The organism is Pseudomonas juntendi, assembly GCF_009932375.1.
Lineage (GTDB): Bacteria > Pseudomonadota > Gammaproteobacteria > Pseudomonadales > Pseudomonadaceae > Aquipseudomonas > Aquipseudomonas juntendi.
Genome location: NZ_BLJG01000185.1, coordinates 1 through 12,729, shown reverse-complemented (window position 1 = coordinate 12,729; position 12,729 = coordinate 1). Strand labels below are relative to the sequence as shown.

Here is a 12,729-nt window from a genome sequence, read left to right as displayed (position 1 = left end):
GCCTCATTATCGCGCGGTACAAACAAGGCGGTCGCGCGCACCTGGCACAGGGGTTACTGGCCCGAAACAAACGTAGGAGCGAGCGCAGCTCGAGATGCGCCGCGCGGGCGGCGCTCGGTCTCACGGGCACCAAAAAATCCTGCGCTGACATTTATCTCAAAGCTTCTGATCAAAAGTTGGTCAAATCCTGAGCAATTTCCGATATAATTCGCGCCCCTCATTTTCGGCAGGCCCTGCGCGCGCTGTTAACCAATGAAACTCATCGTCAAAGTCTTCCCAGAAATCACCATCAAGAGCCGGCCGGTGCGCAAGCGCTTCATCCGCCAGCTCGGCAAGAATATCCGCAACGTGCTCAAGGACCTCGACCCTGAGCTTGCGGTGGATGGTGTGTGGGACAACCTCGAAGTGGTTACCCGCGTCGAAGACGAGAAAGTCCAGCGCGAGATGATCGAGCGCCTCACCTGCACCCCGGGTATTACCCATTTCCTGCAGGTAGAGGAATACCCGCTGGGTGACTTCGACGATATCGTCGCCAAGTGCAAGCACCATTTTGGCCACCTGCTGGCCGGCAAGCACTTCGCCGTGCGCTGCAAGCGCGGTGGTCACCATGACTTCACCTCGATGGACGTCGACCGTTACGTCGGCAGCCAGCTGCGCCAGCAGTGCGGCGCTGCCGGCATCGCGCTGAAGAACCCCGAGGTGATGGTGCGCATCGAGATCCGCAACCAGCGCCTGTACGTGATCCACAACCAGCACAATGGCATTGGCGGTTACCCGCTCGGTGCGCTGGAGCAGACCCTGGTGCTGATGTCCGGTGGCTTCGACTCTACCGTGGCGGCCTACCAGATGATGCGCCGTGGCCTGATGACCCATTTCTGCTTCTTCAACCTTGGCGGCCGTGCCCACGAGCTGGGCGTGATGGAAGTGGCCCATTACCTGTGGAAGAAGTACGGCAGCAGCCAGCGCGTGCTGTTCATCAGCGTGCCGTTCGAGGAAGTGGTTGGCGAAATCCTCAACAAGGTCGACAACAGCTACATGGGCGTGACCCTCAAGCGCATGATGCTGCGCGGCGCCGCGCATATGGCCGACCGCCTGCAGATCGACGCATTGGTGACCGGCGAGGCGATTTCCCAGGTATCGAGCCAGACCTTGCCGAACCTGTCGATCATCGACTCGGCCACCGACAAGCTGGTGCTGCGCCCGCTGCTGGCCACGCACAAGCAGGACATCATCGACCAGGCCACCGAAATCGGCACCGCCGACTTCGCCAAGCACATGCCGGAATACTGTGGCGTGATCTCGGTGAACCCGACCACCCATGCCAAGCGCCACCGCATGGAGCACGAAGAAAAGCAGTTCGACATGGCCGTGCTGGAGCGCGCCCTGGAGCGCGCCAAGTTCATTTCCATCGACCACGTGATCGATGAATTGGGCAAGGACATCGAAATCGAGGAAGTGGCCGAGGCGCTGCCAGGCCAGATCGTCATCGACATTCGTCACCCCGACGCCCAGGAAGATCAGCCTCTGGTACTGGAAGGTATCGAGGTCCAGGCCATGCCGTTCTATGCCATCAACAGCAAGTTCAAGCACCTGGACCCCACGCGCCAGTACTTGCTGTATTGCGACAAGGGTGTGATGAGCCGTTTGCACGCACACCACCTGCTCAGTGAGGGACATGCCAATGTGCGTGTTTATCGTCCGACATAAGACGCCGGGGCTGTATGGCGGCAGTATCCGCCATCGCCCTCCCGACCGCCGGGCCCGCTGAGCCTTAAACAGTACATATTCGCCGCCTACACTGGGCGGCAACCGAATCCTCTGATCGAGATACACTTGTGATCGAAAATCTGCGTAACATCGCCATCATCGCCCACGTTGACCATGGTAAAACCACCCTGGTCGACAAACTCCTGCGTCAGTCCGGCACCCTGGAGCGTAACGAGCTCAACGACGAGCGCGTCATGGACTCCAACGACCAGGAAAAAGAGCGCGGTATTACCATTCTGGCGAAGAACACCGCCATCAACTGGAACGGCTACCACATCAACATCGTCGACACCCCCGGCCACGCCGACTTCGGTGGCGAGGTCGAGCGTGTAATGTCGATGGTCGACTCGGTGCTGCTGCTGGTCGACGCCCAGGACGGCCCGATGCCGCAAACCCGCTTCGTGACCAAGAAGGCCTTCGAAGCCGGCCTGAAGCCAATCGTCGTGATCAACAAGGTCGACCGCCCGGGCGCGCGTCCGGACTGGGTTCTGGACCAGATCTTCGACCTGTTCGACAACCTCGGTGCCACCGATGAACAGCTGGACTTCAAAGTCGTCTACGCCTCGGCCCTGAACGGCATTGCCGGTCTGGACCACACCGCCATGGGCGAAGACATGACTGCGCTGTACCAGTCGATCGTCGACAACGTACCAGCACCGTCTGTTGACCGTGACGGCCCGTTCCAGATGCAGATCTCCGCACTGGACTACAACAGCTTCCTCGGTGTTATCGGCGTTGGCCGTATCGCCCGTGGTCGCGTCAAGCCGAACACCCCGGTTGTCGCCATCGACACCAACGGCAAGAAGCGTAACGGCCGTATCCTGAAACTGATGGGCCACCACGGCCTGCACCGCGTCGACGTCGAAGAAGCCCAGGCTGGCGACATCGTCTGCATCAGCGGTTTCGACGAGCTGTTCATCTCCGACACCCTGTGCGCCCCGGACGCGGTAGAGGCGATGAAGCCGCTGACCGTTGACGAGCCAACCGTTTCGATGACCTTCCAGGTCAACGACTCGCCATTCTGCGGTAAAGAAGGCAAGTTCGTTACCAGCCGCAACATCAAGGACCGTCTGGACAAGGAGCTGCTGTACAACGTGGCCCTGCGCGTTCAGGAAACCGATTCCCCTGACAAGTTCAAGGTATCGGGCCGTGGCGAGCTGCACCTGTCGGTACTGATCGAAACCATGCGTCGTGAAGGCTTCGAGATGGCTGTTGGCCGCCCTGAAGTGATCATCCGCGAAGTCGACGGCGTGAAGCAGGAACCGTTCGAGAACGTCACCATCGACATCCCTGAAGAATCCCAGGGCAAGGTCATGGAAGAGATGGGCCTGCGTAAGGGTGACCTGACCAACATGGTGCCGGATGGCAAGGGCCGTGTTCGCCTGGAATACAACATTCCAGCCCGTGGTCTGATCGGCTTCCGTAACCAGTTCCTGACCCTGACCAACGGTGCAGGCATCCTGACCTCGATCTTCGACCGCTACGACACCATGAAGTCGGGCCAGATGTCTGGCCGCCTGAACGGTGTTCTGGTGTCGGTCGAAACCGGCAAGGCACTGACCTACTCGCTGGAAACCCTGCAGGCTCGCGGCAAGCTGTTCGTTGAACACGGCCAAGAGATCTACAACGGTCAGATCATCGGCCTGAACAGCCGTGACAACGACCTGGGCGTGAACCCGACCAAGGGCAAGAAGCTGGACAACATGCGTGCTTCGGGCAAAGACGAAGTCATCGCCCTGGTACCGCCAGTTCGCCACACCCTGGAACAGGCCCTGGAATTCATCCAGGACGACGAGCTGTGCGAAGTCACGCCTAAGTCGATCCGTCTGCGCAAGAAGATCCTGGACGAAGGCGAGCGTACCCGCGCTGCCAAGAAAGCCAAGAACTGAGTTAGCTCAGGCTGAATAAAAGCGCCCCCGGTCGAAAGGCCGGGGGCGTTTTTTTATGCTTGCAGAATTTGCGATGGCCCTTTTCGCAGGCTTGCCCCACAGGTACTGCACAGGCCTTGAGGATCGCGCAGATCCTGTGGGAGCGGGCAAGCCCGCGAAGAGGCCCTTGATGGCTAACGCTTAGCGCCCGACCACCTTGGGCTTGTACGCACAATACCCCGGCCGCGGGCCAACCTTGGGGTGGTTGCGGCAGGTGTCCGGGCGCTTGTCATAAATGGTGCACAGGCGGCTTTTACGATCCAGATACATGCAGTCGTCGTTGCTCATCCGGGTCAGGGTGAAGATGCCTGACTTCTGGTTGAAGCGCTCGATGATGCCTTCTTTCTGCAAACGCTTGGCCACGTTCTTCGGCGGTTCGTCTTTCTCGAATTCGTCGACTACGCCGATGCGGATCAGATCCTTGATCTTCACCTCCACCGGCAGGGTGCAGCAGGTCGAATGGCAGCCATGGCACATGTTGCTGGTGTAGCGCTGCCAGGTCTCCAGGCGGTCGACTTCGGCTGCGGCGATCAGGGTCGTTTTCATCTTTATAAGGGGCGGATCACGGTCTTGGGGCGCGCGATGATACCGGAATTGTTCAATTTATGAACAACCTTTTGCCGGAATCACCAAGTCGGCATGAAAACTGCGAACCGTAACTGTCTCTCCCTGTCGAAGGGTCTAGTCTGAACACTCTCCCTCCGCTTTCGTCAACTTGCCCGAGGATGCCCCATGTCCCAGGAACCTGAAGCTCGTGACGCCGAAGTCGCGGATTTTCGCGCTGCCGTACTGAACAAGCTGACCTATGCGGTTGGCAAGGACCCGGAGCACGCTTTCGACCATGACTGGTTCGAAGCCATCGCCCTGGCCGCGCGCGATCACATGGTCGACCACTGGATGGACCACACCCGCCAGACTTACCGACGTAGCCAGAAACGGGTCTACTACCTTTCCCTGGAGTTTCTGATTGGCCGCCTGCTCTACGACAGCCTGAGCAACCTGGGCTTGCTGGACATCGCCCGAGAGGCCCTGCAAGACCTGGACGTTGACCTGGAGCGCATCCGCCTGCTGGAGCCCGATGCCGCACTGGGCAACGGTGGCCTGGGGCGTCTGGCCGCCTGCTTCATGGAAAGCATGTCGACCCTGGGCATTGCCGCCCATGGCTACGGTATCCGCTACGAGCATGGCTTGTTCCGCCAGGCACTGGTCGATGGTTGGCAGCAGGAGCAGACCGAGAACTGGCTGGACTTCGGCAACCCGTGGGAGTTCGAGCGTGCCGAAGTGATCTACCCGATCAGCTTTGGCGGTAGCGTCGAAACGGTGCACGACAACCACGGCAACCAACGCCAGGTGTGGTCACCTGGCGAGACCGTGCGTGCGGTAGCGTACGACACGCCGGTGGTCGGCTGGCGGGGTTCGAGCGTCAACACCCTGCGCCTGTGGCGGGCACGGGCGCTGGAAGAGCTGCACCTGGAGCGTTTCAACGCCGGTGACCACCTGGGCGCAGTGGCCGAGGTGGCACGTGCCGAGAGCATTTCGCGGGTGCTGTACCCGGCGGACAGTACCGAGGCCGGGCAGGAACTGCGCCTGCGCCAGGAGTATTTCTTCGTATCGGCGTCACTGCAGGACTTGCTGCGCCGCCACCTGAACCAGCATGCCTCGCTGCTCAACCTGCCCGATGCGGCCGCCATCCAGCTCAACGACACGCACCCGTCCATTGCCGTGGCGGAGCTGATGCGCTTGCTGGTGGACCAGCACGAAATCCCATGGGACAAGGCCTGGGAGCTGACCGTCGGCACCTTGGCCTACACCAACCACACCCTGTTGCCCGAAGCGCTGGAAACCTGGCCGGTGGCGTTGATGGAGCGCATGCTGCCGCGGCACATGCAGATCATCTACCTGATCAACGCGTACCATATCGACAGCCTGCGTGCCAAAGGCCTGCACGACTTCGACGTGCTGCGGGCGGTGTCGCTGATCGAGGAAGACAACGGCCGCCGAGTTCGCATGGGCAACCTGGCATTCCTCGGCTCGCACAGCGTCAACGGCGTTTCGGCGTTGCACAGCCAGCTGATGAAGAGCACGGTGTTCGCCGAGCTGCACAAGTTGTATCCGCAGCGTATCAACAACAAGACCAACGGCATTACCTTCCGCCGCTGGTTGTACCAGTCCAACCCGCAACTCACCGACATGCTGGTGGAGGCGCTGGGGCCGGAGCTCAAGGACGACCCGGAGGGGCGCCTGGCCGGTTTGGTGCCGTTCGCCGACAAGGCGGGTTTCCGCAAGCAGTTCGCGGCTCAGCGCCTGCACAGCAAGCGTGCCCTGGCCAGCATCATCCAGGACCGCGTTGGCGTCACGGTCAACCCCGAAGCGCTGTTCGACGTGCAGGTCAAGCGTATTCACGAGTACAAGCGCCAGTTGCTCAACCTGCTGCATACCGTGGCCCTGTACCAGGCCATGCGCAACGACCCTGGCACCAATTGGGTGCCGCGGGTGAAGATTTTCGCCGGCAAGGCGGCGGCCAGCTACCACCAGGCCAAGCTGATCATCAAGCTGACCAACGACATCGCCCGGGTGGTGAACAACGACCCGACCGTGCGTGGCCAGTTGAAGGTGGTGTTCCTGCCCAACTACAACGTCAGCCTGGCCGAGAGCATCATTCCGGCTGCGGACCTCTCCGAGCAGATTTCCACGGCCGGTTACGAAGCCTCGGGTACCAGCAACATGAAGTTCGGCCTGAACGGCGCACTGACCATCGGTACCCTGGATGGGGCCAACGTGGAAATGTGCGAGCAGGTCGGTGCCGACAACATGTTCATATTCGGCCTGACCGCCCAGCAGGTCGAGGCGCGCAAGCGGGCGGGTGATTTTGGCGCCACGGCGGCGATTGCTGCGTCCAACCGCCTCAACGACGTACTGCAGGCGATTCGCAGCGGTGTGTTCTCGCCGGACGACCCTTCGCGCTACACCGGCTTGATCGATGGGCTGGTGGCCTATGACCGCTTCCTGGTATGTGCCGATTTCGATGCCTACTGGGATGCCCAGCAGCGCGTCGAGGACTTGTGGCACACGCCGGAGCAATGGTGGCGCATGGCGGTGCTGAACACGGCGCGGATGGGCTGGTTCTCGTCGGACCGGACCATTCGCGAATATGCTACGCAGATCTGGAAAGCGCTGGATTGAAGGTGCCTGCACCGCCTTCTTCACGGGCTCGCTCGTGAAGAAGGCGGGCGCCGACCACCGGCCTGGCACCCGCTGAACTACCGACCTATTGTGCCGTCAGAGTGCCGTGGCGAGTCTCATCACTCGCTAGCCTGCAACTCTCCCTGTAAACTGCGGGGGTTTTTCATCTCCCCCATCCTTTCGGAGCCATACATGTCCCGCGTTACCCTGAGTCGCTATCTGATTGAGCAGACCCGCAGCAACAATACCCCTGCCGATCTGCGCTTCCTGATCGAAGTGGTGGCGCGTGCGTGCAAGGAAATCAGCCATCACGTGTCCAAGGGCGCCCTCGGCGGTGTGCTGGGCAGCATGGGCACGGAAAACGTGCAGGGCGAAGTCCAGAAGAAACTGGACGTGATTTCCAACGATATCCTGCTGGAGGCCAACGAGTGGGGCGGCCACCTGGCCGGCATGGCCTCGGAAGAAATGGACAACGCCTACCAGATTCCGGGCAAGTACCCCAAAGGCGCCTACCTGCTGGTCTTCGACCCGCTGGACGGTTCGTCGAACATCGACGTCAACGTGTCGGTCGGCACCATCTTCTCGGTACTGCGTTGCCCTAACGAGTACCTGAGCCAGAACGAAACCCTGAACGAAAACGCCTTCCTGCAGCCAGGCACCCAGCAGGTGGCTGCCGGCTACGCCATCTACGGCCCGCAGACCATGCTCATCCTCACCCTGGGCAACGGCGTGAAGGGCTTCACCCTGGACCGCGAGCTGGGCAGCTTCGTGCTTACCCACGAGAACATCCGCGTGCCGGAAACCACCGCCGAGTTCGCCATCAACATGTCCAACCAGCGCCACTGGGAAGCCCCGGTGCAGCGCTACGTCGGCGAGTTGCTGGCAGGCGAGACCGGCCCGCTGAAAAAGAACTACAACATGCGCTGGATCGCCTCGATGGTGGCCGACGTGCACCGCATCCTGACCCGTGGCGGCCTGTTCATGTACCCACGTGACGCCCGCGAGCCAAGCAAGCCGGGCAAGCTGCGCCTGATGTACGAAGCCAACCCGATGTCGTTCATCATCGAACAGGCCGGTGGCGCTTCTACCAATGGTTACGATCGCATCCTCGACATCAAGCCAGAAAGCCTGCACCAGCGTGTGTCGGTCATTCTCGGCTCGAAAGAAGAGGTCGAGCGCGTTACCGCCTACCACAAGGAGTAAGTCATGCTCGCACCTTGGCAGCCGTTGCTGGAATGGTGGTTCGGCTGGGGCACCAGTGCCCAGGCCGTGGCTGACGAGAAGAGCACGCTGTGGTTCGGCAAGCACCACGATGCCGAGGCCCATGCGCAGTTCGGTGAACTGGTGGAGCAGGCCCTGGCCGGCGGGCTCGACGAGTGGCAGCAAAGCCCGCAGGGCTGGTTGGGCCTGCTGCTGCTGCTCGACCAGCTGCCACGCATGATCTACCGCGACACGCCGCGCGCCTTCGAGGGTGACCGGCGTGCCCAGGTGGTGGCCATGCAGGGCCTGCAGAGGTACTGGGACTACCAGCTGCTGCCGATCCAGCGGGTATTCGTGCTGGTGGTGCTGGAGCACGCCGAGGTGCTGGACTGGCAAAACCTGTGCGTCGAGCGGTTTCAGATGCTGCTGGGCGAACAGCCCGAGGCCAGCCGCCGGTTGTTCGAAGGCTTCCTCGACTACGCCGAGCAGCACCAGCGGGTGATCGCCCGGTTCGGTCGCTTCCCGCACCGCAACCTGGTGCTGGATCGCCCGAGCACCAGCGAAGAGATGGACTTCCTGCTGGAGCCCGGGTCCAGGTTCTGAGCTTGCAGGGCCCTGCTGCGCAGGCCATCGCCACACAAGGCCGCCCCTACAAGGGGGCGGCTTTTTTATTGGCCGTTAACTAATGCTTTGTGATTAATCGCACAGTAGTGGCCACCCGACCAATGGTGTAGGGGTACGGGGGGCAGGGCAGGGAACAAAGGAGGGATTTTCACGTCGAAGGTCACTGCAGGCCACTCGCCTGTCTCATCTTCCCAGGAGTGTCCTTCAATGTCGTTGCGTTCCATCGCCCTGTTGTCGCTGTGCGTCGTGCTGACTGCCTGCAGCAAGATCAACCAGGAAAACTATTCCAAGATCAAGGCCGGTATGAGCAAGGCCGAGGTCGAGCAGCTGCTCGGCACGCCGACCGAATGTTCCGGCGCGTTGGGCATGAGCAGTTGCACCTGGGGGGACGAGAAGAGCTTCATCAGCGTGCAGTATGCGGCTGACAAAGTGTTGATGTACTCAGGGCAGGGCCTCAAATGAGGCGTGTGTACCTGCTGATGGCGGTATGCCTGGCGGTGCTGCTGGGCGGTTGCGCGGGCTCTGTGCATGACCCGCTGGCGCCGAAAACCGCCGGCAACGTAGACCTCAAGCGTTACCAGGGCAAATGGTACGAGCTGGCACGCCTGCCCATGCGCTTCCAGGAGGGCTGCGAACAGTCCGAGGCCCATTACAACCTCAAGCCCGATGGCAGCTACGGAGTACTCAACCGTTGCCGCACCATGGGTGACGAATGGCTGCGCGCCGAAGGGCATGCCAATATCCAGGAGCCGGGCCATACCGATAAATTATGGGTCGAGTTCGATAACTGGTTCACCAAGCTGGTGCCGGGCGTGGCGCGGGGTGAATACTGGATTCTGTACGTTGACGAACACTATCGCACCGCCATCGTCGGCAGCCCGGACCGCAAGTACCTGTGGATCCTGTCACGCACGCCGACCCTGCCGGCCTGGCAGCGCGAGAACCTGCTGGCCAAGGCCCGTCAGCAGGGCTATGACACCAGCCGCTTGATCTGGCGCGCTTCCGACCAGCAGATCGTCAAGATGCATTGATGGCAGCATTGCCGGCCTTATCGCCGGCAAGCCATCTCTCATAGAACACTACATAACTTATTGATTTAGCAGGGGCCCGCTCCCACACAGGCCGCGTCGCGCTTACGAATTGGATAGCGCAGCCCGTAGGGCTGTGTGATCTCCCACAGGTACTACACAGTTCTCAAGCTTGGTGATGGCCCTGCATTACCCCAGCAACTGCCGCAGCACCTCGGCAAAGGCCACCCGGCTTTGTTCCTCCTGGGCGTGCCGCCCCTGGCGCACTACCCACTGCCCATTCACCATCACATCGCGCACCTGGCGATCGCCGCCGGCAAACAGCCAGCGGTTGAGGATGGCATCATCCTCGGCAATCGCCAGGTAAGGGTCCTGCCCGTTGAGCACCAGCCAGTCGGCACGTTTGCCCACGGCCAGCGCGCCGATTGGCTGCCCCAGCGCCTGGGCGCCGCCCGCCAGCGCGGCGTCATACAGGGTGCGCCCGACCATTGGCTGATCACCCCGATACAGGCGGTTGCGGCGCTGGTCACGCAGCCGCTGGCCATATTCCAGCCAGCGTAATTCCTCGACCACGCTCAGCGATACATGGCTGTCTGAACCAATGCCCATGCGCCCGCCCTGAGCCAGGAACTCCACGGCCGGGAAAATCCCGTCGCCCAGGTTGGCTTCAGTGGTCAGGCACAGGCCTGCCACCGCGCCGCTGCGGGCCATGGCTGCCACTTCGTCGGGTGCTGCGTGGGTGGCGTGTACCAGGCACCAGCGCCGGTCGACGTCGACATGCTCATACAGCCACTGCAGGGGCCGCAGGCCGCTCCACGCCAGGCAGTCGTCGACTTCCTTCTGCTGCTCGGCGATATGGATATGCACCGGTGCTTGCGTATCACTGGCCGCCAGCACTTCGGCGAGCTGCGCCGGCGCCACCGCCCGTAGCGAGTGAAAGCACAGGCCCAGGCGCTGCGCGGGCTGTGTGGCCAGCGCGGGGGCCAGCTGCGCCTGCAGTTGCAGGTATTGGTCGGTGGTATTGATGAAGCGCCGCTGGCCGTGGTTCGGCGCCAGGCCGCCGAACCCGGCATGGCTGTACAGCACCGGCAACAAGGTCAGGCCGATGCCACTGTCAGCGGCGGCCGCACTGATGCGGCGGGATAACTCGGCGGGGTCGGCGTAGGGCTTGCCGGCCTGGTCATGGTGCACATAGTGAAACTCGGCGACCGCGGTGTAGCCGGCCTTGAGCATCTCGATGTACAGCTGCCGGGCAATGACCTGCAGTTGTTCTGGGCTGATCTGGCCGACCAGCCGGTACATCAGGTCGCGCCAGGTCCAGAAGCTGTCGTTGGGGTTGCCAGCAACCTCGGCCAGCCCCGCCATGGCGCGCTGAAAGGCATGCGAGTGCAGGTTGGGCATGCCGGGGACCAAGGGCCCGGCGAGCCGTTCGGCACCCTCGGGCGCAGCCCCTGGCTCGATACTGGCCACGTAGCCATCGCCGGCGACCTCGATGCGGACATGGCGGGCCCAGCCGCTGGGCAGCAGGGCACGTTCGGCGAAGTAGGCGGGCATGGTGCGAATCCTGTTATTGTTAGCTTGTATATACATATACAGGCGTTTGCCTGCCGGGTAAACTGCGGCAAGCTACCGCCCATTACATTTGCACAAGGATCCAACGCCGTGCCGACACCTCCTGTCTCCGCGCTGGTTGCCCAGATGGGCGAGGGCCCGGCGCCGCTGTATGCGCGGGTCAAACAGATGATCGTCCAGCAGATCGACAACGGCAGCTGGCCGCCGCATCACCGGGTCCCCTCGGAGAGCGAGCTGGTCAACGAGCTCGGCTTCAGTCGCATGACCATCAACCGCGCCCTGCGTGAACTCACGGCCGAAGGCCTGCTGGTGCGCATGCAAGGGGTGGGCACCTTCGTGGCTGAGCCCAAAGGTCGGTCGGCGCTGTTCGAGGTCAACAACATCGCCGACGAAATTGCCGCCCGTGGCCACAAGCATACGTGTCAGGTCATCACCCTCACCGAGGAAGCGGCCGGCTCGGAGCGCGCCCTGGCCCTGGACATGCGCGAGGGCCAGCGGGTGTTTCATTCGCTGATCGTGCATTTCGAGAACGGCGTGCCGGTGCAGATCGAGGACCGTTACGTCAATGCGGCGATCGCCCCCGACTACCTCAAGCAGGATTTCACCCGGCAGACGCCCTACGCCTACCTGTCCCAGGTGGCGCCGTTGACCGAAGGCGAGCACGTGGTCGAGGCGATCCTCGCCGAGCCGGAGGAATGCCGGCTGTTGCAGATCGAGCGGGGCGAGCCTTGCCTGCTGATTCGGCGCCGCACCTGGTCGGGCCGCCAGCCGGTGACTGCCGCGCGGCTGATCCACCCCGGATCCCGTCATCGCCTGGAGGGGCGTTTCAGCAAATGAGCCAGTTGCAGGTGTTGCGCGCGCAGGATTACCCGCGCATGCCATGGAAGAACGGTGGCGGTTTCACTGAAGAAATCACCCGCGACAGCGGCGAAGGCCTGGACGGCTTCGGCTGGCGCCTGTCGATCGCCGATATCGAGGACTCGGGCGGCTTTTCCACGTTTGCCGGTTACCAGCGGATCATCACTGTGCTGCAGGGCGACGGCATGCGCCTGGTGGTGGACGGCCAGGCCAGCCGGCCATTGCTGGCCTGCGATGCATTTGCCTTCAGTGGCGAGAGCCAGGTCAGTTGCAGGTTGCTGGGCGGGGCGATTCGGGATTTCAACCTGATCTATGCGCCGCAGCGTTACCGGGCGCGGTTGCAGTGGCTGGACGGTACCCAGCGAATGTACACCTCGGCGTCGACGGTGTTGCTGTTTGCGGCCTGTAATCAGGTCGAGGTGGCCTTGGCTGGGCGTGAGGCGCAACGGCTGGGGTTGTATGACTGCCTGCGGCTGGAGGGCAACGAAGCGTTGCTGGAGCTGGATGTGCAGGGGCGGTGCTGCCTGATCGAACTCATTCCAACTTGAGGTAGCCGGGGCTGCTTTGCA

Annotated in this window: 12 protein-coding genes; 10 read left to right on the top strand and 2 right to left on the bottom strand. The window is 62.2% G+C overall.

Translation table 11 applies throughout. From position 1 onward, the window contains the following. The 3 genes from GYA94_RS27940 to typA all read left to right on the top strand — a co-directional run. Positions 1-191 (top strand): hypothetical protein (locus GYA94_RS27940; RefSeq protein ID WP_218031607.1); only part of this gene is annotated, 191 nt, incomplete at its 5' end. Between the two features lie 61 nt (positions 192-252). After that, the gene (thiI, locus tag GYA94_RS20820; protein ID WP_009681219.1) at positions 253-1,707 is read left to right on the top strand and encodes a tRNA uracil 4-sulfurtransferase ThiI; all 1,455 of its coding nucleotides are present in this window, start codon (positions 253-255) and stop codon (positions 1,705-1,707) included. A 128-nt stretch (positions 1,708-1,835) separates the two neighbouring features. Further along, positions 1,836-3,656: a translational GTPase TypA gene (typA, locus tag GYA94_RS20815; protein WP_009681218.1), complete on the top strand. Its 1,821-nt coding sequence runs from the start codon at positions 1,836-1,838 to the stop codon at positions 3,654-3,656. 180 nt (positions 3,657-3,836) lie between these two features. Here typA and GYA94_RS20810 read toward each other — a convergent pair whose 3' ends face one another. Next, positions 3,837-4,241, bottom strand: coding sequence for a YkgJ family cysteine cluster protein (locus GYA94_RS20810; protein WP_003249225.1), 405 nt, complete (start codon positions 4,239-4,241; stop codon positions 3,837-3,839). Positions 4,242-4,427: 186 nt separating this feature from the next. Between GYA94_RS20810 and GYA94_RS20805 the strand changes: the two genes are divergently transcribed. The 5 genes from GYA94_RS20805 to GYA94_RS20785 all read left to right on the top strand — a co-directional run bounded on the left by GYA94_RS20805 (position 4,428) and on the right by GYA94_RS20785 (position 9,733). Next, positions 4,428-6,878 (top strand): glycogen/starch/alpha-glucan phosphorylase, encoded by a 2,451-nt coding sequence (locus tag GYA94_RS20805; protein ID WP_161893003.1) that lies wholly within the window; start codon positions 4,428-4,430, stop codon positions 6,876-6,878. A 192-nt stretch (positions 6,879-7,070) separates the two neighbouring features. Further along, positions 7,071-8,081, top strand: coding sequence for a class 1 fructose-bisphosphatase (locus GYA94_RS20800; RefSeq protein WP_009681216.1), 1,011 nt, complete (start codon positions 7,071-7,073; stop codon positions 8,079-8,081). A gap of 3 nt (positions 8,082-8,084) precedes the next feature. Further along, positions 8,085-8,681: a DUF924 family protein gene (locus GYA94_RS20795; protein ID WP_110677590.1), complete on the top strand. Its 597-nt coding sequence runs from the start codon at positions 8,085-8,087 to the stop codon at positions 8,679-8,681. A 228-nt stretch (positions 8,682-8,909) separates the two neighbouring features. Beyond that, on the top strand, positions 8,910-9,164 hold the full coding sequence (bamE, locus tag GYA94_RS20790; protein ID WP_161893002.1) for an outer membrane protein assembly factor BamE domain-containing protein: 255 nt from the start codon (positions 8,910-8,912) through the stop codon (positions 9,162-9,164). After that, on the top strand, positions 9,161-9,733 hold the full coding sequence (locus GYA94_RS20785) for a lipocalin family protein (RefSeq protein ID WP_110677588.1): 573 nt from the start codon (positions 9,161-9,163) through the stop codon (positions 9,731-9,733). Before bamE ends, GYA94_RS20785 begins: the two co-directional genes overlap by 4 nt. A 186-nt stretch (positions 9,734-9,919) precedes the next feature. Here GYA94_RS20785 and GYA94_RS20780 read toward each other — a convergent pair whose 3' ends face one another. Then, entirely contained in the window at positions 9,920-11,284 is a 1,365-nt protein-coding gene (locus GYA94_RS20780) for a formimidoylglutamate deiminase (protein ID WP_161893001.1), read from the bottom strand. A 144-nt stretch (positions 11,285-11,428) separates the two neighbouring features. On the opposite strand from GYA94_RS20780, the gene hutC reads away from it, so the two are divergent. Further along, positions 11,429-12,139, top strand: a complete 711-nt coding sequence (gene hutC, locus GYA94_RS20775) for a histidine utilization transcriptional repressor HutC (protein WP_154211989.1) — start codon at positions 11,429-11,431, stop codon at positions 12,137-12,139. Further along, positions 12,136-12,708: a HutD/Ves family protein gene (locus tag GYA94_RS20770; RefSeq protein ID WP_009683255.1), complete on the top strand. Its 573-nt coding sequence runs from the start codon at positions 12,136-12,138 to the stop codon at positions 12,706-12,708. Before hutC ends, GYA94_RS20770 begins: the two co-directional genes overlap by 4 nt. Positions 12,709-12,729 lie beyond the last annotated feature (21 nt).